Genomic DNA, 24076 nt, shown 5'->3' with positions numbered 1-24076 from the left:
GCCATCTCGCTCTGCGATGCGACAGGAACATTCGATAACACCTTGATGTAGCAGCCATGTTGACCACCGCCCTCATTGCCACGACCGTCCTTGCCTTCGCCTTCGCGATGGCTTCGGTCCGACGCATTCCCGAGGGTCAGGTCTACAGCGTGCGCCGTCTTGGTCGTGGCCCCGCCCTGCTGACCGCCGGTACCCACGTGGTACTGCCGGTGCTCGATCGCGTCGCCCACAAGATCGATCTCGGTGGTCAGGTGCTGCGCTTCGAGGGCGGCACCGTCTACTGGCAGGTGCTCGAGCCCGAAGTCGCCGACGAAGTGATCGACGAGGCGCCGGAACTGATCCGCACCAACGTGGTGGCCGCCCTGCGCGACGCCAGCACCGCGCACCAGGCCGACCGCCGTGCCGTCGGCACGCAGCTCAAGCACGCCATGAACGGCTCGCTCCGTGCGCGCGGCATGCTCGTGACTCGCGTCGAACTCGACGCCGCCTGATTCCACGCTGGCGCCATCGCGCCGGCGCTTCCATACTTTGCGCCCCCCCCGCCCGATCCCACGACGGCATGACCGCGCGCGAAACCCTCAAAGCTCAACTCGAAAACGGTGTGTCCACGCTGGGCATCGCCTTGCCGGACGGGGCCATCGAGCGTCTGCTCGACTACCGCGAGCTGCTCGAACGCTGGAACGCCGCCTATAACCTGACCGCCGTGCGCGACGATCAGGCGATGATCGCGCGTCACCTGCTCGACTCGCTGGCGATCCTCCCCTATGTGCAAGGCCGATCGCTGGCCGACCTCGGCACGGGTCCGGGGCTCCCGGGTATTCCGCTCGCCATCGCGGAGCCTGCGCGCGAGGTGCTGATGGTGGACTCCAATGGCAAGAAGGTCCGCTTCCTGCGCGAGGCGATCCGCTCGTTGAAGCTCGCGAACGCACGTGCCGAGCAAAGCCGCGTGGAGGACGTGGAAGGCGCGTTCGAGTGCATCACCGCTCGCGCCTTCGCCTCGCTGGCCGACATGCTCGGCTGGGGTGGCCACCTGCTGGCACCGAACGGCATCTGGCTCGCCATGAAGGGCCGTCATCCGGCGGAAGAACTGGACGGCGTGCCCGAAGGGTTCCGCGTGGACGCGATCCACACGCTTGCCGTACCGGGCGTCGATGGCGAACGTCACCTCGTGGTCATTCGCCGCGCCCAAGCGGGATCACATCAACGGTTGATGTAGCTCCGCTTCATTTCAGCGCCGGACGCGTCGAACACATAAGTCACGGCTCGTCCGCGCGTGCCAAGTGGGGAGGGGATGAAAGTGACAGCGATGTCCCCGCTCTCCTGCCCGAAAACTATCGAGTACGTCGGCGCCGCGATTGCATCGTGGACATAAAGCCCGCGTGCCTTGTCGAAAGCCCTGATCTGCGCAGCGCTCACGTTGCAATCGACAGCGTCGCACGACTCCATGCGCGGCCCATAGCCTGTCGCCAGTTCTTTGGGAATGGGGGAAAGGACTGGCATCGACTGGGCTAGGGCGCCCCCGGCCAGCGTTAACTGCACCAACGAGAAAACAAGGCTAAAGCGGGCATGCTTATCCATGGGGCCGATCCCTATCAGGGCTCATCTCTTGGCGAATACGCTCCTTCTCTTCCCATGACTTCTGTTCTGCATCCACAACCTTCTGTAGATCACCTGACGCGCGCGTTGTGGCGTCGAAGAATAGGTAGCTTCTTGCTGGCGTGCCAAGGTATCCCCGATATTGATGACTTAGCATCGAAGCTAAGGCGATATACCGAGCTATGTCTTCTTTTGAAAAGTGCGCGCTATTGACGCTGTCTTTCGAAGGATCATTGGTTCGGACAAGGTTGCCTTTCGTTCCGGTCGTCCAGTCACCATGAGTATGGTAATCGCCGATCGCACCCGGCGGAGTTGCATCAGTACTTCCACCGTCAATCGATAGTCTGACCGGCTCGGTAGCAATAAAGTCGTTCTCGCCAGATACCACTATGTACCCTTGAAACTCAGCATTCTCTGCAATCGACCGATCGTTGATGTACTTCAAGGCGTCCAAAGCCGCCGCTTGAGGTGATCGAAAGTGGTCGCCTGGTCGATCACCATGATCGTCGGAATAGCGAATTGGTGAGTTGTTCGCATAGGCAAATCGGTTGGCGAAGAAAATGTTGCCGACGGCGGCCTGCATGCCCTGTGGATCCAGTGATAAAAACCTGCCCGTACCAGGATCATAAAATCTAGCCTACATGTAAATGAGGTCCGTCTCTTCGTCGGCCACGTGCCCTGTATAGGCGATGCCTCTTTCGCCAACGGTTGCGTTAGATGCATCGGCACCGTAAGGGTGGTAATCAAACACCCCAGTTATGTTTCCTGCCCCATCGGCCTTTGCGAGTGGCGTGCCCTGTGGATCGGAGTAATAGTAAGTGACCGTCTTTGCCGCTTGAGCAGCAGGTGATGAGAATCCGATAGCTACTAATAATGCTATTCCCGACAAGCGCATGCTCTCAGCCCCCTGAAGCACTCGGTGTAAGCCATTTCTTATTGAATGACCATTTTGGATGGTGGCCTTGCCGGCCTAAAAGCAACATCAAAAATTGTCTTGCCGTTACTACAGGTCCCCATTCCCATCGTCAAGGCCTCCCCAGATGGGCCTTCAACGGATTGGAGCATAACCGCCCCTCAAGCGCCCAAGGGCTAGCTCCCTCTAGCTATATTGCAAATCCGCAGAGCTGAATGCGTTGCCGATTATCGCGATGGAGTAGGGACTCAGGTGAGCCGCTAGCCGCCGGTCCCAGGAGTTACGACGCCTTCCGAGTAGCACGAAGTCGACGAGTACTACCAGGCACCGGCGAGCCCTCCGGGCACAAGGGCGCCCGGTCGATGCTAACCTAACGCCCTTTCCGCGCACGGTAGCTACCGGTAACCCATGGCCCGCATCATCGCAGTCGCCAATCAGAAGGGCGGCGTCGGCAAGACCACCACCTCCGTGAACCTCGCTGCGGCGCTGGCCGCTGCGAAGCGCAAGGTGCTGCTCGTCGATTTCGATCCCCAGGGCAATGCCACGATGGCGTCGGGCGTGGACAAGCACGAGACCAAGCCGAACGGCTGCGAAGTGCTGCTGGGCGAAGCCGCGATCGCCGACGTGCTGGTCCGCACGGAGGCGGGCTTTGACCTGCTTCCCGGCAACGGTGACCTGACGGCTGCCGAGTTGAAGCTGATGGACGGCCTCGCCCGCGAGCAGCGCCTGAAGGAACAGCTCGCGAAGGTCGCGGACCGTTACGACACCATCCTGATCGACTGCCCTCCGTCGCTGCACCTGCTCACGCTGAATGCGCTGACGGCCGCCGATGGCGTGCTGATCCCCGTGCAATGCGAGTATTTCGCGCTCGAAGGTCTGTCGAGCCTGCTCGATACCATCGAGGCCGTGCGCCAGCGCCTGAACCCGCGGTTGGAAGTGGAAGGCCTGCTGCGCACGATGTACGACGTGCGCAACAACCTCGGCAACGAGGTGTCGGCCCAGCTCACCCAGCATTTCGGCGACAAGGTGCTGCGCTCGATCATCCCGCGCAACGTGCGTCTGGCCGAGGCGCCCAGCCATGGTCAGCCGATCCATCTGTACGATCGCGGTTCGCGCGGCGCTATCGCCTATATCGGTCTGGCGGGCGAGATCATCCGCCGCGAGCGCGTGCTGAATGCACAGGGCGGCGACACCGCGAGCGAGCTCGATGAAGCCGCACCGGGCGCCGCTCCGACGACTCCTTAAGGAACAGCAATCCATGGCAGCAGCGAAGAAACGTGGACTCGGCCGTGGCCTCGACGCCCTGCTCGGCGGTGGCGCCGGTCCCGCTGCCGCGCCGTCGATCATCGAGCAGGAAGGCGAACTGCGCACCCTGCCGATCCAGCAGATCCAGGCCGGTAAGTACCAGCCGCGCCGCCACTGGAACGACGAGGCGCTCGATGAGCTGGCCGCCTCGATCAAGGCGCAGGGCCTGATCCAGCCCGTGGTGGTCCGCGCCATCGGCAAGAACAGCTACGAACTCATTGCGGGCGAACGTCGCTGGCGCGCGGCGCAGCGCGCGTCGATGAGTGAGATCCCGGCGCTGGTCAAGGACGTGCCCGAGCAGTCCGTGCTCGCCATGGCGCTGATCGAGAACATCCAGCGCCAGGAACTCACCCCGCTGGAAGAAGCGCAGGCCCTCCAGCGCCTGATCGACGAATTCGACCTTACCCACCAGCAGGCCGCCGACGCCGTTGGCCGCTCGCGTGCCGCGGTGTCGAACCTGCTCCGCCTCATGGAGCTTCCGGCGTCGATCAAGCAACTGCTCGACGAGAGCAAGCTGGAAATGGGCCATGCCCGTGCGCTGCTGACCCTTCCGGCCACGGTCGCGGAACCGCTCGCCCTGGAAGCGGCGCGTAACGGTTGGACCGTGCGCGAACTGGAAGAGGCCGCGCGCAAGGCGCAGTTGGCGCCCAAGGGCAAGGCCAAGTCCGCCACCATCGACCCAAACATCGCCAACCTCGAGCGCGAGCTGGCCGAGCGCTTCGCCACCCGTGTCGAAGTGGCCCATGGTCGCGGCGGCAAGGGCAAGCTGGTCATCCACTACCACAGCCTCGACGAGCTGGACGGCATCCTCAGCAAGGTCCGCTGAAACACGCTGTAAGGGAACCACCATGGCTCCGGTCAAAGAGGGTGTGAATCCCAAGCAGCGCCAGTACGAAGCCATGGTGCGCGCCCTGTCGGCGGACCTGTACCGTTACGCCTTCTGGTTGTCGCGTTCCGAGACCGTCGCCCAGGACCTCGTCCAGGAGACGTTCCTGCGCGCGTGGAAGAACCTCGACGCGTTGCGCGACGCGGAGGCGGCCAAGCCGTGGCTGATCACGATCCTGCGCCGCGAACATGCGCGTTTGTACGAGCGCAAGCGCCTGGACACCGTCGAACTGGACGACAACGTGCCCGAGGACACCGCCTTCGCCAGCCCCGAGCGCAGCGGCGACGCGGCGCAGGTGCGCGAGGCCATGCTCAAGTTGCCAGACAAGTACCGCGACCCGCTGGCCATGCAGGTGCTCGGCGGCATGAGCTGCGATGAGATCGCGGAAAGCACCGGTCAGCAGCCCGGCGCGGTCATGACCCAGTTGTTTCGTGCCCGGCAGCGACTCAAGGCGCTACTCGGTGGACGTGCCGCGGCGGAGGGAGCCCGGAAATGAATTGCCTCGATTTCCGCCGCCGGATCGGTGCCGAGCCGCGCTCGCGCGATCCCGAATTGCTCGCCCATCGCGACGCCTGCAAGGACGGCTGCGCCGCTTTCTGGCAGCGCGCTCAGCGCTTCGAGGACGACATCGAGGCGGCCATGGCCGTAGCCATTCCGGAAGGTCTGGCCGATCGAATCCTGCTGGCCCAGGCCACTGGCGAGCGCCGTCGCCAGCTCGTGCGGCGCCGGACCTGGATGGCCCTCGCGGCGTCGGTGCTGATCGGGTTGGCGGGCGGCGGCATGCTGTGGCGTCAGGCCGACCTCAATTCCCTGCCTGCCCTCGCCGTGGCGCACATGCCCGGGGAACTGGACTCACTGGACCTCACCCAGCCGATGACGGACGCCCAGGTCGAGGCCGGTTTCGTCGGCCGCGCCACGCGTTTGAAGGGCCCGGCGCCGGCCGGCGTTACCTACGTGCACGACTGCACCGTGGGCCCGTACCCCGCGGTCCACCTCGTGACGCGGATGAACGACGAGCCCGTGGTGGCGCTCTACATGCCCGGCAAGATGAGTTCGAAGACGACCGATTTCCGCCGCGATGGCTGGGAGGGGCGCCAAGTGGCGCTCAGCGGCGGCACGCTCGTTGTGATGGCGCAAGGCGCCAGCCGCGGCACGATGGACGCGGTGGAACGTGGCTGGCGGGCCGCTATCGAGGGGCCGGCGGCGCCGAGGGTAGGGCAGATCTGAAGGCAGGCTTTCCTCGTCCTTGTGGGAGCCGCCATGGCGGCGAGAAGCCTACGAAGCGATGAAGCCGTGAGGTACATTCCCTCGCCGCTATAGCGATCCCCACATTCGGTGACGGTGTCCCCCGCTGGCGGCTTGGGCGATAATGCCGCCTCAATCCCCCTGCCCCGGAACCGCGATGACCGACCTCGCCGTGGTCGTGCCCGTCTTCAACGAGCGCGACAACATCCCGCCCCTCCTCGCCGAAATTGCATCGGCCCTGCGCGGACGGATCGACTTCGAGATCATCTACGTCGACGACGACAGTACCGACGACAGCGTGGCCGTGCTCACGGCGGCGAAGGCGCAGTACCCGGAACTGCGAATCATCCGCCACGTGACGCGCAGCGGGCAGAGCACTGCCGTGTGGAACGGCGTTCGCGCCGCGCGCGCGCCGTGGATCGCCACGCTCGATGGCGATGGGCAGAACGATCCCGCCGATATTCCCAAGCTGCTCGCGGCGCGTGCCGGCGCTGCGGCCGATCTGAAACTGTTCGCTGGCTGGCGCGTCACGCGCCGCGACAGCTTCAACAAGCGCATTTCCTCGAAGGTCGCCAATGCGGTGCGCTCGCGCATGCTGCGCGACGACACGCCCGATACCGGCTGCGGCTTGAAGCTTTTCGAGCGCGAAACCTTCCTGCGCCTGCCCTACTTCGACCACATGCACCGCTATCTGCCGGCGCTGGTGAAGCGCGCAGGTTTCGCGAGCCAGAGCGTGCCCGTGAGCCATCGGCCGCGCACGGCCGGCAGCTCGAAGTACGGCATGCTCGATCGTCTGTGGGTGGGTCTGGCCGATCTTCGCGGCGTGGCCTGGCTGATGCGTCGCGCCAAGGTGACGCGTACCGAGGAAATCTAGGCTCGGTCGAATACGCTGGTCGCGCGCTCAGCGCAGCGCCAGCGCGCGGGGCTTCCAGGCGTCCAACGCCTGCGTGGTGCGCTCGCGGCCCAGGTCGATGAGTTCGCGCGCGCGATAGAACTCGTACAGCGTGGACACGTTGCGCGGGATCTCGATCAGAAGATCCGGCGGATACGCCGCGAGACGCAGGCGAGACAGATTCGCCTGCATGAGGTCCATCGACTGCGTCATCAGGTCGAACGCACCCGGATCGCGCACCTTCGGCTCGGTGCTCTGCGGCAGCACCTTGCCGAACAATCGGCCGATGCGCGCGGCATAGCCCGTATCGGGCACCGCCATGACGTCGCGCTCCGGTGGTTTCTGCATTTCTGCCGCACCATCCACGCTCACGGCCATCACGTAATCGGCGTCCTCGCGCATCAACGGCAGCACGGGTAGCGGATTGAGCAACGCGCCATCGACGAGCCGACGGCCTTCATGGTTGTACGGACGGAACAGCGTCGGGATGGCGATGGACGCGCGAATGGCGTCGAACAACGGTCCGCGCGTGAGCCATACCTCGCGTTCGCGGTCGATGTCGGTGGCTACCGCGGTAAAGGCCAGCGGCAGTTCCTCGATGTTGACCTCGCCGATCAGCTCGCGCAGCGCGGCCATGATCCGGTCGCCCTTGATGAATCCGCCCCCGGAAAAACTCCAGTCCACGAGCCGCAGCACGTCGAACTTGGCCAGGGTGGACACCCAGTCGCGATAGATGTCCAGCTTGCCCATCGCATAGACACCGCCGATCAGCGCGCCCATGGACGTACCCGCGATGGCGGCGACCTCGTAGCCGCGTTCTTCCAGAACCTCGAGCGCGCCGATGTGCGCCAGCCCCTTGGCGGCTCCCGCGCCGAGCGCGAGCGCTACGCGAGGCCGTCGCGAGGTGCCGGAGGTGGCATCCGCCGTGCCAGGGTCGAGGGTATCCAGGTCGCTCATGTGACGCTCAATGATGGTGGCCGTTCGCCTGATATCCAGACAGCGCCAGTTGCAGCAGGATCTTCATTTCCTCGCGCAGGGGCAGCGGCGAGACGATCTCCGCATCCGGCCCGTACTTGAGCACGTCCATGAGCAGTTCGCGCGAATTGGAATACGGCACCTTCAATTCGTAGCGGCCATCGGACAACCACTCGCCTTTCTGCTGCGAATGCCAGTGCTCGTCGGCGACCCAGCGCGCGGCATGCGACGAAAAGCGGATCGTCGCCCATGCCTTCGGCTTGCCGGCAAAGATGCCGTAGCTGGATGCCAGCAGATCGTTGAGTTCGGCCTCTTCCACGTCGCGCGCCTTGGCGTCGAGCGCCTGCGGCTCGGCGATACGGTCCACGGCGAAGCTGCGCAACGCTTCGCGGTCATGGTCCCACACGTCCAGATACCAGTTGTCGCGGTAATGCGTCAGCCGCTGAGGCGAGACCGTGCGCTTGGTATCGGAATTGGTGGTGCGGGCACGGTAACGGAAGCTGACCTGACGCCGTTCGAGCACGGCACCGGCCACAATGCGGAACACCTGCTGGTCCATCCGGCGGGCGCCCCAGGAGATCACGCGGATGCGATCCACTGGCAGTGCCTTGCCGCTGCCATGGTCGGACAGCAGCCGTTCGATGCGCGCCTTGAACGGCGCCAGCGCGCCCGCGAGCACGCCGGGATCGGAGCGGCCGATCAGTTCGTTGAGCGCCATCAGTGCGGCCAGCTCGTCGCTGGTCAGCCATAGCCCAGGCAGTTCGAAACTGTCGCCCTCGCCCGATTCGTAGCGGAACGACGCCTGCTCGCCGGCCACGCTCTGCACCGGCGCGCCGAGCGCATCGCGCAGGAAGGCCACGTCGCGGTAGAGCGTGGCGCGCGAGCATTCCAGTTCGTCCATGAGCCGCGACAGCGGCACTGGATAGTGCGCGGACTTCAAAAGTCGGTGCAGCGTGAGAATGCGCTCGTAGCGGTCCATGGGTGTCGCCGGCAGATGGAGCTTCGGGAAGTGTGTCCGCGCTGGCGTGACGCCCGTATCTACGCGATCCACGCGCGAAGCATGGCGGCGGCAGGGGCACCGCGCAAGGGCGATCGGCGGCCCGATCCGTCGGCGTGGGGCGCCCGGTTTGCGCCGGAGGCCATAAGGCGCAAAAATGCTGCTTTGCGATTCGCCGAAGGCCTTCCCCGACCATGGCGGAACCGAACGAGGCCCCACCCGTCGCATCGGCCCTCCCGGGCCAGTCCGACGCGGCGGAGCCCGCCCGTGCCCTGTTTTCCCTCCCCACGGTGGTCGTGCAAACGGCCAGTGCGACCGGTTACGGCCTGTGGATGGTGCTCGGTACGGCGCTGGCCCTGGGCACGTATCCCAACGGACGGGGGGACGTACTCGTGCCGTTGTCGATCGGGCTGGTGTTCGTCGGTGCGGGCTTGCTGGCCGCATGCCTGCGCTTACCGTTCGCACCCGACTGGCACGGCTGGAACCCGGTCAAACGCATGATGCCCACGCTCGAAGGCATGATCGCCATGGTCAACTTCCTGCCGATGCTCGCCCTGGCCGGGCTTGCCCGCGGCGGCAACGATTTCTGGGCTACGCGGCTGGCTGGTGCGGCGCTCATGGTCTGCAGCCTCGCCACCTTGATCCACACCACACGCAGCGCCTCGCGCGGGTTGTCCGGCACGGTCGCCTCCGTCGCCTACGGGCTGCCACTGGGGCGGACGATTGCCGCGCTGTTCGCCGGTGGCCTCTGGTTCTGGCTCTGCGTGGCCTTGCAGGATGATGCACCGGCCGATCCGCTCGATCCGTGGCGCCTGGTCCTGCTCGCGGTGGCGCTGGCGCTGGGACTGGTGGAAGGCATGCGCTGGCGCGCGCTGCGGCAGCTGATCGAGGCGGGGCGAACCGAGCGATCGTTCCGTCATGGCGGCTTGCTGGGTTGGCGGCTGGCCGTGGCGACGTTGTCGGTCGGTCTGCCATGCGTCTTTCTGATCGCTCATCCGGCCGGCCCGACGCATCCGCTGGCGGCCGGTCTGGCAGCGTTAAGCTGCGTTGTCGGTCAATGCCTCGAACAGCGACTCTACGGTCGCGCATACGCCAGCCTTACGGCTGGCATGACCTGATTGATCCATGGCGCGGGGGGCGCGCCGCCGGCCATCCATACGGCCGAATACATTGACGGTTTTCCATACACATCCGGGTAGACGATGAAACGACTTCTTATCGCCACGCTCGTCCTTGCCGCCCTGCCGTTCACGGCGGCGGCCCAGGACGCCAACGCCAACGGCAATACCGACGGCAACGCCAATGCGGCCCAGAATGGCGGCTGGACGGGCTCCGGTGAATTCGGTTTTGCCTCGGCCCGCGGCAACTCCCGTTCCGAGAACGCCAACGCCAAGCTTGGCCTCAGCCAGGAAAACGAGGTGTGGAAGAACAACTTCTACCTCAATGGCCTGCGTTCGAAGGGCGAGGTATCGGTCACCGATGCCGACGGCAATACGGTGGACAAGTTCAGCACCACGGCCAACCGCTACGACACGGGCGCCTCGGTCGGCTACAAGTTCGATCCGCGCAGTTACATCGTTACGGCGGCCCGTTATGAGCACGACGACTTCGGTGCCAACCTGTGGCAGGGCATCGTCTCGGTCGGTTACGGCTACATCGCGCTGAAGAACGAGCGCGCGGAGCTGTCGTTCGAAATCGGTCCCGGTTTCAAGCGCTACCAGCCGGCAACGACCACGCGCGCCGTATTGAATCCCGATGGCACGCCGGCGACCGATGCCGAGGGTAATGCGCTCAGCCAGCGCTACACGCCGGATGCCGAGAGCGAAGTGGTCGGCCGTGGCCTGATCAACGCGAAGTACCGCCTCACCGACAACACCGCACTGGAAGACACGCTGCTGGTGGAAGCGGGCTCGAAGAACCAGTACTACCAGAACGACATCGGTCTCTCGGTCAGCATGACGAAGAAGATGGCGCTCAAGGTTGGCTACCAGATCCGTTACAACAGCGACACGCAGCCGGGTACGAAGAGCACCGACAAGCTCACCACGACCAACCTCGTCTACAACTTCTAAGCCGCGCGGCGGCGAAGGGCGCGACGCGAACGTATCGCGCGGCGCCTTCTCGCCGCCCTGCCGCGACGCACCAGGGCGCGATGGACGGCGCTACCGCTGCGGCGTGAGGAAGGTCTCGGCGCCCTGCGCCAGCAACATCGCCGCGACTTCGTGGCCGAGCGCCACCGGCGTATCGCCACGGCTGTCGGCCTGTGCGCGGAGCAACTCGCCGCTCGCCGCGTTGCCGACCATGCCATGCAGCGTGAGGCCGTGCTCGGCAACGACGCACCATGCGCCGATGGCGACGGCGCAGCTCCCCCCGAGCTTTTCGTTCATGGCCCGCTCCGCCTCGACGGCGATCCGGGTTTCCTCGTCGATCAGTGCGGCCACGTAGGCGTTGATGCGGGCGTCAGTCGCGCGCGATTCCACGGCGATGGCGCCCTGCCCGGGCGCCGGGAGCCAGTCCGGGCTGGCGAGTCGAGCGCGGATGCGTCCGCCGAGCCCAAGGCGTTCGACGCCGGCGCAGGCGAGGATGATCGCGTCGTAATGCCCCTCGTCCAGCTTCGCCAGGCGCGTGTTCACATTGCCGCGCAGGTCGAGAAGCTGCAGGTCGGGGCGCAGCGCGCGCAGCTGTGCCTGGCGGCGCAGCGACGACGTGCCGACGCGTGCGCCGTTCGGCAGGTCGATCAGTGTGGCGTAGTCGTTGCTGATGAAGGCGTCCGCGGCGTCGGCGCGCGGCAGGATCGCTGAAAGCACGAACCCCGGCTCCAGCTCGGCTGGCACGTCCTTGAGCGAATGCACGGCGATGTCGGCGCGGTCCTCCAGCATCGCGATCTCCAGTTCCTTGAGGAACAGGCCCTTGCCGCCGATGGTGGCGAGCGACCGGTCGAGGATCTCATCGCCACGCGTCGACAGGGGCACGAGTTCCACCTGCAGGCCCGGATGCGCCTGGCGCAGCAGGCTGGCCACGTGTTCGGCCTGCCAGAGAGCCAGCGCACTCTTGCGGGTGGCGATGCGAAGCGGTGCGGTCATGGTCAATCCGGGCAAGCGTTTGGCGAAGCGTGCGATTGTCCCGCAAACGACGCGCCAGCGCAGCGCCGGATGCAAAGCGATCAGGCGTCGGGTGCGCGGAGCCGCTGGCGAACCGCCGGCAGATTGCGCCGGCTGACCTCGGGAGCGAAGTCGGTGCCAGCAAGGCGGGCCAGCACGCGACCGTCGGGCAAGGTGGTAAGCCCCAACAGACGCTCTCGCGGAACGAGGCAGTTCCGGTGCAGGCGGACCAAGCGCTCGCCGTGCGCGGTCTCCAATTGACGCAGGGACTCGTCGATCAGCCACGTGCCCCCCGCGTGCTGCACGGCGACGTACTTCTCGTCCGCCAGCAGATAGAACACGTCGCTCAATGGCACGCGGACCTCGTTCGCGCCGCTGCGGGCACGCAGCCACGCGCCGCGCTCCACACGCGTCGGTGGCTGCCGCGCGGCGGCGCGATCGAGGGCCTCGTCGAGACGTTCCGCGCGTACCGGTTTCAACAGGTAATCGGTCGCGCCGAGATCGAATGCGCTGAGCGCGTGCTGCTCGTAGGCGGTGCAGAACACGATCTGCGGCGGCGACGGCAAGGTGGCAAGGCGGCGTGCGGTCGCGGTACCGGAAAGGCCGGGCATCTCCACGTCCAGCAGCACGAGGTCGGGCTTCCAGTTGGCGCAGGCCTCCAGCACCGCGTCGCCGTCGGCCACTTCGCCCACCACGGTCACGTCGGTGCGGCGCGCGAGCAGGCCACGCAGGCGCACTCTCGCGAGCGGTTCGTCATCGGCGATCAGGACGCGCATGCGCAGCCTCCGGAAGAAACATGGTCACGACGAAGCGCCCGTCGCTGGCCTGCGCCCGCACCGACGCCCGCTCGCCGAAGTGAAAGCGCACGCGCTCGCGCACGTTGCGCAGGCCATGGCCGTTGCCTGGTACAGCGGGCGCGTCGGCCAGCGGATTGTCGATCACGATCTCCACGCCGCCCGGCACACGCGTGCCGCCGAGCCGGATCGTGCCACCTTCGCGAAGGGGCTGTATGCCATGGCGGATGGCGTTCTCTACCAGCGGCTGCAGCAACAGGTGCGGCAGCGGCAGATCCGCCGGGACGTCGATGTCGCGTTGCACGCGTAAACGGTCGCCGAGTCGCAAGGCCTCGATATCCAGATAGCGATCCACCAGCGCCCATTCCTCACCGAGCGTACTCAGCGCAGCGAGATCGCTGCCGAGTGCGGCGCGGAACAGTTCGGCGAGGTTTTCGACGGTGCGCTCGGCGGCGTCGGGGTCCACACGAATCAGCGCGGCGACGGCGTTCATGCTGTTGAACAGGAAGTGCGGCCGGATGCGTGCCTGCAAGGCTGCGACCTGGGCCTGCGCGGCGGCGGCGACGCGTACCTGCCACTGCGCCACGACATAGAAATAGCGCAGCAGGCCCGCGCCAAGCAGGCCGGTCGCGAGCATGCTGTCGCGCACGAAGCCAAAATGCGATGCCGGGCTGAGCCCGGCACCCAGGTTGTGGTCGATCCAACCGAGAAGCGCGGCGCTGGCGCCCACGGTCGTCACCAGCAGCAGCCAGACGGCGGCATAGGGCCAGAGCGATGGCAGGCGCTGCATCCACGGCCGCAGCTTGCACAGTGCCACGGTGAGCAGCACCGATAGCCAGCTCGTGAACAACACGGCGATGCTGTAGTCGCGCAGGTCGCCGTCATTGCCCGGCGCAAGCCACATCAGCGTGACCGTCAGCGCACCCACCAGCAGCAATGCGAACAGCACCGGCAGGCTGCAGAAATCGGGCAGCGGTGCCGACGGTGGCCGGGGTGTACGGGGCGCGAGGCTGGACATGCGGCGAGTATGCAACAGTCGGTCGAGCGGCCTTCTCGGCCGCGCTGTGTTCCGTGACGCCGGTCCCGTCGGCGGCCCGGCGGACGCACTCACACCGTCGCGAAACGCTCCGTCAGCCAATGTCGGATGTCCTGGATCTCCGTCATGTTCACCTGGTGACCCATCGGGTAGCTATGCCACTCGATGCGATGCCCCAGCGTTTCCAGGAGCTGCCGCGACCGTTCGCCGAGCGCCATGGGGACGATCGGGTCGGCGCTGCCGTGGCCCCAGAAGATCGGCGTGGCGTGATTGGCACCGTGCCGTTCCGCCTCGATGGTCTCGTGCAGCGGCAGGTACGCCGAGAGCACGAGCAGTCCGCCCAAGGTCTCGCGATGCCGCAGCCCCGCGGCCAGCGTCATGGCGCCCCCCTGCGAGAACCCCGCCAGCACGATGTGCGACGGAGGAATGCCGCGTTCGATCTCGCGCGCAATCAATGCCTCCACGTCGGCCACGGAGGCGTGGATGCCTTCGGCGTCCTGTCGATCGGCGATGCCGAGGCTCTTGATGTCGTACCAGGCCCGCATCGGCATGCCATTGTTGACCGTGACGGGTCGCACCGGCGCATGCGGAAAGACGAAGCGAATGCCGGGCCAGGACGGGTCCACCAGCTCGGGCACGATCGGCACGAAGTCGTCGCCGCTGGCGCCGAGGCCATGCAGCCAGATCACCGACCAGGTCGGATCGGCATGAGTCTCGTGTTCGACGGTGGGCAACGGCATGGGGCAACTCCTTCGACAGACCGCGCATGGTACCAGCGCATGAAACCGAGCCGCGGCGGAGCGATCAGCGAAACAGGTGCGGCACGAAGCAACTCGTGTTGCGCGTGATCAGGTCGCCGTCCTCGCGCATGCCGACGCCGACGGGCGTGTCGCCCACGATCCAGGAGCCCACCAGCGCATGCCTGCCATCGAACACCGGCAGCGGCGCGAACGCCTGGTAGATATGACACGGCTTACCGTGTCCTCGCTCGCCAGGAGCCAGCACAGCGATGCCCTCGCCTTCGCGGCCCCAATACGGCTTCACCACCGCAGTGCCAGCGATCGCTTCGCGCGACCGGCTGGCGGGCAGAAGGTTCGGATGCCCGGGAAAGAACTCCCAGAGCAAGGGCAGGATCGCCTTGTTCGACAACAGCATCTTCCAGGGCGGTTCGAGCCAGCGCGTACCACTTGCCGGGATATGCGCGGCGAACGGCTCGCTCATCAGCCATTCCCACGGATACAGCTTGAACAGACGATCGATCGGACGATCGGCCAGGTCGATGAATGCCTTGCCCGACCAGCCGATCTCTTCGATGTCCAGCGCCTGCACATCCAGACCCGCCTGCGCGCAGGTGTCGAGCAGGTAATCCGTGGTCGTGCCGTCCTCCGGGTTGTCGTAGCACGCGGCGAAGTGCATGCGCGCGCCGCCGCCCACGACGCGCCAGTGCTCGATCAGTGCTTCGTGGATCGCATTGAACTGATCGGCATCGGGGGCCACGTCTTCCAGCCAGTACCACTGCACGACCGATGCTTCGAACAGTGAGGTCGGCGTGTCGGCGTTGTATTCGAGCAGCTTCGGTGGCGAGCGTCCATCGAACGACAGATCCATCCGCCCATACAGCGCAGGATCGCGATCGAACCAACTGCGCTCGGCGAGACGCGCCGCGGCGTCGCCGAGACCGAGATCCTCGTAGCGCCCCGCCCGGACGATACGATCCACCGCCTCCATGCACAGGCCGTGCAGTTCCACCGTGGCTGCTTCGAGCGTGTCGATGGCATGTTCGTCGAACACATAGCAGGCGTCTTCGCGCCAGTACGGCTGACCGTCCACGGTGTGGAAGCCGAACCCGATTGCCTCGACGCGGGCTTGCCAGTCCGCTCGAGGTTCGATGCGTTCGCGACGCATCAACTGCCCCGCGCCGAGACGCGTCCGGTAGAGCCGAAGCCGCCGCGACGGCCGAAGTCCAGGCTCGTGGGGCCGTGTCCGGCGAAGCCTGCACTCGCGCCGCTGGCGTAGCTGCGCCCTGGGCCTGGATCGCCGTCCACGCGGCCGTTGCGCCAGTCGCTGCGATACCAAGGGCCGTAGTAGTGATAGCCGCCGGTGCCACCGGACGACACGGGCTTGTCCTGCGTGCATTGGCCCGTGGCGTAGTCGTGCTCGCAGTCTTCCAACGAGGCGTAACCGTTGCGCTGCACGTCCTTGCCACCGAACGCGGCGAAACCGACGGCCGCCATACCCGCCATGCCCACGGCAACGACCAGGGAGCGACGGCGCAGCAGCGGATCGCGTGGCGGATGGAACGACGGATGGCGATAACCGGGCTGCACCGAGAAGCGTGCGTCTTCCTTGGTCGATGCATGGCTGGGTTTGCGGGGCGTTAGCGGCGAATCGTCCTTGCTCATGACCCGGTCCTCAGTAGGTCATCGCAGCGGCGTTGATCGCGCCGATGCAGGCGGCCACGACCGCGACGAAGAGCGCCACCGAGCGCACGTCCTGTTCGATCTTGGCGCGCAGGTCGCGCACGATCACGCGGAGCACGAAATGCGTGAGCAGTTGCACCACCCACGCCACCAGTCCCCATAGCGCTAGATCGAGCAGGTTGACGCTGTGTGCAATAGCGCTGGCAAGCGGTTGGACGAAGCCGATGGCGGCACCGCCGAGGCTGATCGCCGCCGACAGGTTGCCGTCGCGGATCAGCGCCATCTCGCGTTGCGGCGTGATCCAGATATAGGTGACCAGGAAGGCCACGAAATACACCGCGCCCAGGGCCAGATAGGCCACGAAGGCGGGCAGGGTAAACAGGTCCGATACGATCACGCGATGCTTCCTTGGCAACGCGGCCGCGTTGGCCGCGGCGCCAATATAAGCGAAGCGTGCGTCGGTAGGCGTCGGCGACGTTGCGACGCGAGGGACGCCTCAGTCCCCGCGATCGACCTCGGGCTATGGGTGCGCCGAGCTGGGTTTGGCTTGCTTGGCTTCCTTCGCCAGTACCTCGTCCAGCCGTTCGCGAGCGGCCGCGGCGTAGCTGGCGCAGGTTTCTCCCTCGCCTTGCTCGGGGTGCGGTGTGATCAGCGTGTCGCAAGGCAGCGTCGTCACACGCGCGAGGGTCTGCCGGAACTCGGCCACATACGCAGGGTGATCGCTATACCGGTAGCTGCCGGCCGTGAAAGCGTACAGGCTGTCGACGAACGCAATGGTCTTGCAGGACGACCCCTCGCAAGCCTGCCACGTCCAGGCCGTGCCGCCCGGTGTATGGCCGGGGGTGATGTGCGCAGTCAGTGCCAGCGGCCCCACCCTGACCACCGTGCCGTCCACGATGTCGCCCACGGCGTTCACCGCGGGATACCGTGGCCCGCCGCGGACGTATTGCGGATCGGTGGGGTCGGCGCCTCCCAGTCGCATCTCGCGTGCGCCCGCCGCAGTGGCACGCACGGTCGCACCGCTGTCCTTCGCCAGTTGCGCGATGCCACCGGCATGGTCGGAGTGCGCATGCGTGTTGAGGATGAGCTTGATGTCCTCGACGCGAAATCCGAGCTTCCGGATGTTGGCCTCGATGAGCGCGGCGTTTTCGGGGAGCGTCCCGTCGATCAGCACGTGGCCCTGTAGCGAGGTGATGAGGATCGAGGACAACCCCTTGGTGCCCACGTAGTAGCTGTTGCCGTAGATCGCATGGGGCGCCACCGGCTCGGTCCATGCGGCGTTGTCGTCGGCGAGGACGGGCAGGGCGGTGCAGATGGCAAGAGCGAAGACGAGTCGGCGCATGGGATTCCCCTTGATGGACCGGCGCCACGATACGCATCGACCGGGGCAGGCGTCGGCGCTACCTATGGCACTGATATGGCGCGGCTCGCAGAACCCCTCAGCGGCGCCGCTGGCGTGCTCGCCAGAAGAGAAACCCCGTAACCAGCAGGAACATCGGCAGCATGCCGGTGAGGCAGGCCAGTACCCGCCAAGTCGTGCCGCCAACGGCGGCAGAGTGGATCGGGAACAGCGCATTGGCCAGCCGGCCGCCGGGACCCAGCTTCGTCGCATCGTCGCCACCGAGCACCTTCACGGCCACCGGATCCATCCAGAGTGAGCTGCGACCCGCGGGGTTCCACTCGCCGGGCCGACGGATGCGGAGCGTGAGGGTGCCGTTGTCCTTCGAGGGCAACATCAGCCGCGTGAGCTGGGCATCGGGTGCGGCCGCCTGTGCGGCGGCCAACACGGCGGGCCAGTCGATGGACTCGTGCGACGGCGGAGTCTTGGGCGGACGCGCTGGCGCCCGTTCACCGAACGCCGCAGCGAGCCCGGTGCGCACGGCACCGCGGTAGGCCATGGTCGTGCCGGTGCCGATCATCACCACGAGTAGGGGCAGGGCCACCACGCCGACGAAACGATGCAGACTGGCCCAGCGCAGCACGGGCGGCTGCGTGTGCGGCTTCAGGTGCCGGAGCGCGCGTTGCCGCCCCGGCCAATAGAGCCACACGCCGGAGAAGAGCATGAACAATCCAGTGCACGCCACGAAGCCGAGCACCGTCTCGCCCACCTCGCCGCTCAATAGATGCGTATGCCAGTCCATCAAAAGCAGCAGCCCATCGCTGGACTTGGCCCGCTGCAACAACTGCGTTCCGTCCGTCGCATCGAAATAGACGCGATCGCCGCCGCGTTGCTGCGCTTCCCATACCGGCAATTCCGCATCCGGGAAGCTGAGACCCCGCAGCCCCTTGCCCTCAGGAGACGCCAGGATCGCCTGCAGCGAGCGCCCCTGCGTGGCGAGATCGGGCAACGGCCGCGATGTCAGTTCGGGATGGCCCGCCGCGAACAAAGGATCTTCGAACAGCAGCACGCTGCCCGAGAGTGTGACCAGCGCCAGCAACACGCCCAGGCTGAGCCCGAGCCACAGGTGCAAGACTTTCAGTGCATGGCGGAAGCGGCGCGGTCGAAGGGTCATCGATTCAGAAGTCCACGGATGCCTGCACGAAATACGTGCGCGGCATGCCGACATAGATGCCGTCGTTGTTGTCGGTCGATCGGGTGAAATAGCGCCGATCGGTGAGGTTCTTCACGCCGACGCCGAGACGCAGGTTGGACGCCGCGGGGCCGAAAGCGTACTCGGCACGCGCATTCCATGTCGTCCAGCCCGGGATGTCGCCGAGGTCGCCCTCGGGCGTCGGCTGAGTAACGTACTCGGTGGGGTGCGCGGGGTCGAAGCCGGGCGATCCCGGCGAATGCTGGCGCGATTGCGCGAACGCATCGAGATTGAATGTCCACTGCGCGACGCCGTAGCGCAGGCCGACGTTAGCCGTGCGTCGCGAATAGAACGGAAGATCGCGTCCGGCGAACGAGCCGTGCTTGTAGTACGCATGCGTGTACGTCGCCGTGCCCCAGAGCGTGAGGCCTTTGAGTGCGTCGTCGAAGGCACCGAGATCCACGTGTGCGGCCGATTCCACACCCTTGTGCGTGGTGGCACCGAGGCTGGTCCAGCCGTCGTGTGAGTCCGGCACGTTGGGCAGCTTGCCCACCAGTTGCAGCTCGTGGTCGAAATTGATGCGGAACAACGAGACCTCGCCACCCCAGGCGGACGTGTCGTAGCGCGTGCCGATTTCGTAGGTTCGTGCGGTTTCCGGCTTCAGGCCTGTGGCGAACTGGTTGTTCGAATCCTTCTGGCCGATCTGGAAATACTGCAGCGAGCCGAACGAGGTCTCGGCGTTGGCATACAGCTTGAGCGCGTCGCTCAGGTGATAGATCACGTTGAGCGAAGGCAGCGGCTTCGAATACGTCTTCTGCCGCTCGGTCGGCCCCTTCACCACGACGGTCGTGCTGGGATGGGCCTCCCACTCGCTGTCGATGCGCTCGTAACGGATGCCGGGCGTGATGGTCCAGTTACCCGCGTTGATGGCATCGTCGATATAGAGCGCATGCGCCTCGTTGCTGCCGGTGTTGTTGCCCGACAGCACATAGGGTGCGTCATACGGGAAGCTGTCGTACGGCGTATAGGGCAGGTTCGACACGAACTTGGCATTGCGCAGCGTGCGCTCGTGCATGGCTTCGTTCGTGTAGCGATAGCCGATGCCGATCTCGTGGGTGACCTGTCCCCAGTCGAACAACTGCGAATAGCGCGGCTCGATCGCAAACACGTGGTAGTTCCGCGGGTACGCATTCAACTGGTGCGTGTAGCTGCCGTTCGCGTTCTCCGTGATCGTTTCGATGTGGCTGCCCCGAAAACTGTCGGAGTAGTACGACTGCACTTCGAAGCTGCGGCGGTCGTCCACGTGTGCGTACTTCAAAACGTAATCGGTACGCCGGCCGTGGAAGTCATCGAAGGGACGCCGCGATTGAAACGGATTCGCGTCGTAGTCAGCCTGATCGAGACCGCCCGGCATGCCGGCCTGTCCGTCGTAGTGATGCACGCTGCCGGTCAGTGTGTCCTCGGCGGAGAACGCGTACTTGGCCTTGAGCATCACGTCGTCGATGCTTTCGTTGTCCTCGCGCTCGCGGAATCCCGGACCGTGCAGGCCGTTATAAAGCAAGGCAACGCCGAGACCGCTCGCCGTGGTGCCACCCACGAACGCATTGCTGTTCGTGCGGATGCCGCCCTGGCTGCCACCCTGAAACTGCACGCCCGCGCTGCCGCCGAACGTCTCCGGAATGTCGCGGGTCACGAAGTTGATGATGCCGCCGACGTTCTGCGGCCCGTAGCGCACCGAACCGCCGCCGCGCACCACGTCCACGGCCTGGAGATTGCCCAGACCCACCGGCGCCATCGACACCTGCGGCTGGCCATACGGCGCCACGGCGATGGGCACGCCATCGAGCAGGATGGTCGAGCGCGGCGACAGGCGCGAGGTCAACCCGCGCACGCCCACGTTCAACGAGACGTCGCTGCCACCCGTGCCGTTGCTTTCCTGCACCTGCACACCAGGAATGCGGCGAAGCGCATCGCGCAGGTTCGTGGCGCCCGCTTCGCGTAATTCCTCGCGGCGCACGACGGTGCGCGCGCCAGGGTGATTCACCACCGTATTGCGCGCCGCCTCGCCCAGCCAGTCGCCGACGACCTTGACCCCTTCCAACTCGGTTGGCGGTGGCGCGGCCTCCTGCGCGAGCACGGGACGCGCAGCAAGCACGCCCGCGATAGCCAAGGCGAGAACGGTAGGAACACAACGCATGGAGCGACGACCCTGAAACGAACAAAGTTCCTTATCGTAAGTGCGAATGATTCTCAGATCAAATTATAGATGCCGGTGGCGTCAGTCATGTTGGCCGATGACCTCTTTGCATTGACATCGAGTATCGAATAAATCTGAAAAGTGGGCCGAGATTTGGCGCAACCCAATGATTTGCCGACATGTTGCGGCATGCTTTGCAGCCCAAGTGGCGCAAGGAGCGCGATTCATGTCTGGCAAGGCAAAGGTGGCGTTTCTTCTTGTCATCGGCGGCCTCGCAATCGTGACAGGCGAGTACGCGGCGGGTGTCATCACCTTGCGCCTTCTCGGGCTGGGCGACGAGCCGACTGGCTGGGTCACGTATTGGCGGTACTGGCAGGCCATCGACCTCCCGGCGTACGTGCCTTACGCGGGAACCATCAAACTTGGCGGCGCGCTCGGCTTCGGCGGCGCCCTGTCTGCCTGGCTGGGTCTGGCCGTCCTGAGCTTCCGCGCACGCGGCGAAACGACCCATGGCGATGCACGATTCGCAGGGTATGCCGAACTCAGGAAGGCAGGCCTGTTTACCCAGACACCGCAAAGCATCCTGATCGGCAAATACAAGGGGCGCGAGCTGTGGCTCGGTGGCGCACAGCATGTCATCACCATCAGCCCAACGCGCTCCGGCAAGACCACCAGCATCGCCATCCCGGTCCTGCTGTCCTATGAGCACTCGATGGTGGTGCTCGACCTGAAGGGCGAGTTGTACAAGGCCACCAGCGGCTGGCGCGAATCCAAGGGCCAACACGTCCGTATCTGGGCGCCCTACGACGAGCACGGCAAGACGCATCGCTTCAGTCCCATGACGACGCTCGCCGACATGCCACATACCCGGCGGATCGGCGAAATCCAGACCATGGCCGCCATCCTTTATCCGGACGCAGCGGGCCAGGACCCGTTCTGGGTCGCGCAAAGCCGCGCTGCCTTCACGGCGTTCGTCTCGTACATGTTCGAGGCGTGGGACCACGCGATCGCGTCGAGCAAGGGCGTCATGCCCGATCCGAACACGCATCCCGAGTTTCCTTCGTTCGAGCGCGTGCTGCGCTTCTCCAGTGGCGAAGACGGCGGCGGGACGATGGCGATGCTTCAGGCGCTGCTCAAGGATCCCAAGCGCCAGTTCATCAGCACACAGACCCGCACCGTGTTCTCCAATCTCACCGGGCTGGCCGAGCAGACCTTCTCGTCCGTGATGGCATCGATGCACGCGCCGTTGCAGCAATTCCTCAGCCCCATCCTCGCCGCGGCCACCAACGCCACCGACATCGACGTGCGCAGTTTGCGCCGCAAGCTGACCACCCTCTACGTCATCATCCCCACGAACAAGCTGGATGAGAGCGCCAAGCTCCTCAACATCTTCTTCAGCACCGTCATCGGCAACAACCTCGACAAGCAACTGGGCGAGGAACCCGATCTCAAATACCAGATGCTCATGCTGATGGACGAGTTCACGGCCATGGGGCGCGTGGATGTGTGGGCCAAGCGTATTTCCATTGCCGCGAGCTACGGCGTACGCGACCTGTGCATTGTGCAAAGCCGCTCGCAGTTGCGCGCCGCCTATGGCGACCACGACGCGCAGAATTTCATCACCAACCACGGCGCGCAGATCGTCTTCGCGCCGCGCGAGCAGGCGGACGCCAACGAATACAGCGACATGCTCGGCTACAAGACGGTGCGTAAGCAGCAACGCAGCACCAGCCACGGAGGCGGCGGGCGCCAGGTGTCGACCAATCACATCGAAGAACGACGCGCCTTGATGCTCCCGCAGGAGGTCAAGGAACTGCCGGCGGACGAGGAGCTGATCTTCTACGAGGGCTGTAAACCCATCCGGGCGCGCAAGAACTGGTTCTTCAAGGACAAGGCTTTCAAGGCGCGCTCCAGTTTGCCGCCGGTCGCCGTGCACCCTCAGGGGACGCTGAGCGTCGTGGCGGAAAAGCCGAAAGCGATCGCGCCTGCCCAAGGCCGGGCGCTCGCGTGCCTTGGCGAAGCATCGACCCGCACGACACCGCCAATCCTTCCGCAAGTACACGAGGCCACGGAATGACCACGCATGTATCCGACGACGCATTCGATCACGACGAAGGCGCCCGCGCCTCATCGCTGAAATCCGTACACAAGCTCTCGATGCACGATCCAATCTACGAGCAGCAGTTGTTGCGCGATCTTGCCATCATTAACGAGCGTACGAGGGCGGAATTGGGGCCGTCGCCACGCAAGGGCTTGGTCAAGCAGACAAGGCGCAAGCCCAATTTGCCTCAGCCTGCGCAAGCCACGGTGCTGCGCGAGGGGATGTGCGGATTTCCCATCATGGAACTGCAAGCGCATCTGAAACGGCTCGGCTACACCGACGCGCGCGGCAGGCCTCTCGCAGCGGACGGTCGGTTCGGCCCGGTCACCCGCATGGCCCTCCTCGGTTTCCAAGTGGAGCATGGCGTGGAAGCAAACGGCGTCTGCGATCAGGCCACGCGGGCGCTCGTCCAAAATGCAGCGGAGGACCTTGGTCATGTCGAAACGGTCCCATGAGATCTGGAACAGCGGAGACACGGACGTGATCGATACGCGGAGCAAGTCCCTTGGAAATATGCGAATCGTGTGCGCGTTTACCGCCTCACTATTTATGACCAGCATCGGAGCAAGTGCCATGGCTGAGGAACACAGCGAACGCGAAGCGAGAATCGTGAATGGTGAGTTGAAGGTTCCCTTCTCGTCGCACAATTTCTCAGCAAGATGCTACGACACGCTGAAATGCGAGGTTATCTATGGTCGGCGTTACGCAGCAAAGTTCGATAAACCTTCTCCACCGCTAACGGAAGCTATTCGAAGGAGTCTTGATGGCAGCTGGGGCGGCATCGCCAATTTCCCTCCGGCCGCCCGCGTGAGTTGGGTAGCCAAAGATGGAACACCCTTGGAGGCCAACGTCGACGTCGGTGAAATATTCGAGGACCAATACATTTTATATGGCCCGGAGTTAGATGTAAGCGACGTCGCCCTAGATCGACATTTTCCTGATCCCGGCATCATCTTGGTCGTCGATAACCGAACGATCAGTGTGTACATGAGGGCCATGGTTTTTCTGCGCCACCCAATTGTGCCAAGCAACCCGTACAGCGACATGCGCCACGATGTTGTGCTCGCTTTCACCAGGAATTTTTGAG

General features: G+C 65.2%; 26 protein-coding genes and 1 pseudogene. 12 read left to right on the top strand and 15 right to left on the bottom strand.

The window, feature by feature from the left end:
* The first annotated feature begins 56 nt into the window (after window positions 1-56).
* Entirely contained in the window at window positions 57-491 is a 435-nt protein-coding gene (locus BT115_RS14515) for a hypothetical protein (protein WP_072323341.1), read from the top strand.
* Window positions 492-559: 68 nt separating this feature from the next.
* Window positions 560-1216, top strand: a complete 657-nt coding sequence (gene rsmG / locus BT115_RS14510; protein WP_072323340.1) for a 16S rRNA (guanine(527)-N(7))-methyltransferase RsmG — start codon at window positions 560-562, stop codon at window positions 1214-1216.
* On the opposite strand, the gene BT115_RS14505 is transcribed toward rsmG, so the two are convergent.
* The 3 genes and pseudogenes from BT115_RS14505 to BT115_RS18975 all read right to left on the bottom strand — a co-directional run.
* Window positions 1201-1578, bottom strand: a complete 378-nt coding sequence (locus tag BT115_RS14505) for a hypothetical protein (protein WP_072323339.1) — start codon at window positions 1576-1578, stop codon at window positions 1201-1203. The two genes, rsmG and BT115_RS14505, sit on opposite strands and share 16 nt — an antisense overlap.
* On the bottom strand, window positions 1571-2050 hold the full coding sequence (locus BT115_RS14500) for a DUF4329 domain-containing protein (RefSeq protein WP_255369459.1): 480 nt from the start codon (window positions 2048-2050) through the stop codon (window positions 1571-1573). Before BT115_RS14500 ends, BT115_RS14505 begins: the two co-directional genes overlap by 8 nt.
* Before the next feature lie 54 nt (window positions 2051-2104).
* Window positions 2105-2221, bottom strand: a pseudogene (locus tag BT115_RS18975) (hypothetical protein); the annotation flags it as partial.
* A gap of 696 nt (window positions 2222-2917) precedes the next feature.
* Here BT115_RS18975 and BT115_RS14495 point away from each other — a divergent pair.
* From BT115_RS14495 to BT115_RS14475, 5 genes are all read left to right on the top strand, one after another.
* The gene (locus tag BT115_RS14495) at window positions 2918-3754 is read left to right on the top strand and encodes a ParA family protein (protein ID WP_072323337.1); all 837 of its coding nucleotides are present in this window, start codon (window positions 2918-2920) and stop codon (window positions 3752-3754) included.
* Window positions 3755-3767: 13 nt separating this feature from the next.
* Window positions 3768-4640: a ParB/RepB/Spo0J family partition protein gene (locus tag BT115_RS14490; protein WP_072323336.1), complete on the top strand. Its 873-nt coding sequence runs from the start codon at window positions 3768-3770 to the stop codon at window positions 4638-4640.
* 22 nt (window positions 4641-4662) lie between these two features.
* On the top strand, window positions 4663-5196 hold the full coding sequence (locus BT115_RS14485) for a sigma-70 family RNA polymerase sigma factor (protein ID WP_072323335.1): 534 nt from the start codon (window positions 4663-4665) through the stop codon (window positions 5194-5196).
* Complete coding sequence (locus tag BT115_RS14480; protein WP_072323334.1) at window positions 5193-5927, top strand: DUF3379 family protein; 735 nt, start codon at window positions 5193-5195, stop codon at window positions 5925-5927. Before BT115_RS14485 ends, BT115_RS14480 begins: the two co-directional genes overlap by 4 nt.
* 175 nt (window positions 5928-6102) lie before the next feature.
* Entirely contained in the window at window positions 6103-6819 is a 717-nt protein-coding gene (locus tag BT115_RS14475; RefSeq protein WP_072323333.1) for a glycosyltransferase, read from the top strand.
* 27 nt (window positions 6820-6846) lie between these two features.
* Here the strand turns inward: BT115_RS14475 and BT115_RS14470 are convergent, their stop codons facing one another.
* Together BT115_RS14470 and BT115_RS14465 are read right to left on the bottom strand one after the other, a co-directional pair.
* Entirely contained in the window at window positions 6847-7794 is a 948-nt protein-coding gene (locus tag BT115_RS14470; protein ID WP_072323332.1) for a patatin-like phospholipase family protein, read from the bottom strand.
* A gap of 7 nt (window positions 7795-7801) precedes the next feature.
* Window positions 7802-8791 (bottom strand): helix-turn-helix transcriptional regulator, encoded by a 990-nt coding sequence (locus BT115_RS14465; RefSeq protein WP_072323331.1) that lies wholly within the window; start codon window positions 8789-8791, stop codon window positions 7802-7804.
* Window positions 8792-9003: 212 nt separating this feature from the next.
* Here BT115_RS14465 and BT115_RS14460 point away from each other — a divergent pair, with 212 nt between their 5' ends.
* Window positions 9004-9927 carry a hypothetical protein gene (locus BT115_RS14460; protein WP_072323330.1) on the top strand — a complete coding sequence of 308 codons (924 nt, stop codon included), beginning with the start codon at window positions 9004-9006 and terminating at the stop codon, window positions 9925-9927.
* A gap of 84 nt (window positions 9928-10011) precedes the next feature.
* Window positions 10012-10881 (top strand): DUF481 domain-containing protein, encoded by an 870-nt coding sequence (locus BT115_RS14455; protein ID WP_072323329.1) that lies wholly within the window; start codon window positions 10012-10014, stop codon window positions 10879-10881.
* A gap of 90 nt (window positions 10882-10971) precedes the next feature.
* On the opposite strand, the gene hemC is transcribed toward BT115_RS14455, so the two are convergent.
* The 10 genes from hemC to BT115_RS14405 all read right to left on the bottom strand — a co-directional run bounded on the left by hemC (window position 10972) and on the right by BT115_RS14405 (window position 20888).
* On the bottom strand, window positions 10972-11892 hold the full coding sequence (hemC, locus tag BT115_RS14450; RefSeq protein WP_072323328.1) for a hydroxymethylbilane synthase: 921 nt from the start codon (window positions 11890-11892) through the stop codon (window positions 10972-10974).
* A gap of 80 nt (window positions 11893-11972) precedes the next feature.
* A complete protein-coding gene (locus tag BT115_RS14445; RefSeq protein WP_072323664.1) occupies window positions 11973-12686 on the bottom strand; it encodes a LytR/AlgR family response regulator transcription factor in 714 nt (237 codons plus the stop codon).
* A complete protein-coding gene (locus BT115_RS14440; protein ID WP_072323327.1) occupies window positions 12664-13722 on the bottom strand; it encodes a sensor histidine kinase in 1059 nt (352 codons plus the stop codon). The genes BT115_RS14445 and BT115_RS14440 overlap by 23 nt, the downstream gene beginning before the upstream one ends.
* Before the next feature lie 89 nt (window positions 13723-13811).
* Window positions 13812-14480: an alpha/beta hydrolase gene (locus BT115_RS14435; protein ID WP_072323326.1), complete on the bottom strand. Its 669-nt coding sequence runs from the start codon at window positions 14478-14480 to the stop codon at window positions 13812-13814.
* 64 nt (window positions 14481-14544) lie between these two features.
* Window positions 14545-15645, bottom strand: coding sequence for a glutathionylspermidine synthase family protein (locus tag BT115_RS14430; RefSeq protein WP_072323325.1), 1101 nt, complete (start codon window positions 15643-15645; stop codon window positions 14545-14547).
* Window positions 15645-16142 (bottom strand): hypothetical protein, encoded by a 498-nt coding sequence (locus tag BT115_RS14425; protein WP_072323324.1) that lies wholly within the window; start codon window positions 16140-16142, stop codon window positions 15645-15647. Before BT115_RS14425 ends, BT115_RS14430 begins: the two co-directional genes overlap by 1 nt.
* A 10-nt stretch (window positions 16143-16152) precedes the next feature.
* The gene (locus BT115_RS14420) at window positions 16153-16557 is read right to left on the bottom strand and encodes a DUF350 domain-containing protein (RefSeq protein ID WP_218184761.1); all 405 of its coding nucleotides are present in this window, start codon (window positions 16555-16557) and stop codon (window positions 16153-16155) included.
* A 123-nt stretch (window positions 16558-16680) separates the two neighbouring features.
* Window positions 16681-17502, bottom strand: a complete 822-nt coding sequence (bla, locus tag BT115_RS14415; protein WP_072323323.1) for a subclass B3 metallo-beta-lactamase — start codon at window positions 17500-17502, stop codon at window positions 16681-16683.
* Between the two features lie 97 nt (window positions 17503-17599).
* Entirely contained in the window at window positions 17600-18673 is a 1074-nt protein-coding gene (locus BT115_RS14410; RefSeq protein WP_072323322.1) for a PepSY-associated TM helix domain-containing protein, read from the bottom strand.
* A 4-nt stretch (window positions 18674-18677) separates the two neighbouring features.
* The gene (locus BT115_RS14405; RefSeq protein ID WP_072323321.1) at window positions 18678-20888 is read right to left on the bottom strand and encodes a TonB-dependent receptor family protein; all 2211 of its coding nucleotides are present in this window, start codon (window positions 20886-20888) and stop codon (window positions 18678-18680) included.
* A gap of 226 nt (window positions 20889-21114) precedes the next feature.
* On the opposite strand from BT115_RS14405, the gene BT115_RS14400 reads away from it, so the two are divergent.
* The 3 genes from BT115_RS14400 (at window position 21115) to BT115_RS18490 (ending at window position 24075) form a co-directional block, all read left to right on the top strand.
* Window positions 21115-22965 carry a type IV secretory system conjugative DNA transfer family protein gene (locus BT115_RS14400; protein ID WP_083527500.1) on the top strand — a complete coding sequence of 617 codons (1851 nt, stop codon included), beginning with the start codon at window positions 21115-21117 and terminating at the stop codon, window positions 22963-22965.
* Window positions 22962-23444, top strand: a complete 483-nt coding sequence (locus tag BT115_RS14395; protein ID WP_072323320.1) for a peptidoglycan-binding domain-containing protein — start codon at window positions 22962-22964, stop codon at window positions 23442-23444. The genes BT115_RS14400 and BT115_RS14395 overlap by 4 nt, the downstream gene beginning before the upstream one ends.
* 118 nt (window positions 23445-23562) lie before the next feature.
* Window positions 23563-24075 (top strand): hypothetical protein, encoded by a 513-nt coding sequence (locus BT115_RS18490; RefSeq protein WP_143144582.1) that lies wholly within the window; start codon window positions 23563-23565, stop codon window positions 24073-24075.
* Window position 24076: the final 1 nt, after the last annotated feature.

Source organism: Luteibacter sp. UNCMF366Tsu5.1 (genome assembly GCF_900119235.1).
In the GTDB taxonomy this organism is placed as follows: Bacteria; Pseudomonadota; Gammaproteobacteria; order Xanthomonadales; family Rhodanobacteraceae; genus Luteibacter; species Luteibacter flocculans.
This window is presented reverse-complemented; position numbering and strand designations above follow the sequence as displayed.